This window comes from Gordonibacter pamelaeae 7-10-1-b, assembly GCF_000210055.1.
Taxonomy (GTDB): Bacteria; Actinomycetota; Coriobacteriia; order Coriobacteriales; family Eggerthellaceae; genus Gordonibacter; species Gordonibacter pamelaeae.
In genome coordinates this window covers 3202207-3203081 of sequence record NC_021021.1, presented here as the reverse complement: position 1 = coordinate 3203081, position 875 = coordinate 3202207, and the positions used below count along the sequence as shown (strand labels likewise).

Annotated in this window: 1 protein-coding gene; it reads left to right on the top strand. The window is 65.4% G+C overall.

Annotation, left to right across the window (positions count from 1 at the left end; genetic code table 11):
- Positions 1 to 145: 145 nt before the first annotated feature.
- Positions 146 to 875 (top strand): 30S ribosomal protein S2 (rpsB, locus tag GPA_RS14715; protein ID WP_041239728.1); only part of this gene is annotated, 730 nt, incomplete at its 3' end.

Sequence of the window (875 nt, the reverse complement as noted above, 5' to 3'; positions counted from 1 at the left end):
TCTTGCGTTCGATGCGCAGGTCGGTTATACTCCTACAGTTTTTAATTACGCATGCTCGTGCGACCCGCTCCGCCAGTGGCCAACCGGAAAAGGCTGCGGAGGCAGGGGATGACCGCGGGCAGAGGACTAACGAATGGAGAGAGAAATGACGAAAGTCAGCATTCAGACGCTGCTCGACGCGGGCAGCCACTTCGGCCATCAGACGCGCCGCTGGAACCCCAAGATGAAGCCCTACATCTTCGGCAGCCGCGGCGACATCTACATCATCGATCTCAAGCAGACGCTCTACGGCCTGGACGCGGCCTACACGTTCGTGTCCGAGATCGCCCGCAAGGGCGGCACCGTGCTGTTCGTGGGCACGAAGAAGCAGGCCCAGGAGGCCGTGGCCGACGCTGCCAACAAGTGCGGCATGCCCTACGTGAACGCCCGCTGGCTCGGCGGCATGCTCACGAACTTCGTCACCATTCGCTCCCGCGTGACCCGCATGGAGGAGCTGGAGGCCATGGAGGCCGACGGCCGCATGGTGGTGCTGCCGAAGAAGGAGCAGATCCTGCTGCGCAAGGAGCTCGGCAAGCTGCAGACGAACCTCAACGGCATCCGCAACATGAAGCGCGTGCCCGACGCCATCTTCGTCATCGACACGAACCGCGAGGCCATCGCCATCCACGAGTCCCGCCGCCTGAACATCCCCGTGGTGGGCACGCTCGACACGAACTGCGACCCGGACGACGTCGATTTCGGCATCCCGGCCAACGACGACGCCATCCGCTCCGTGCGCCTGCTGGCCGACTTCGTGGCCGACGCCGTGATCGCCGGCGTGGGCGTGCCGGTCACGGCCGCCGAGATCGCTCCGGCCGACGCCGAGGCCGCCCCTG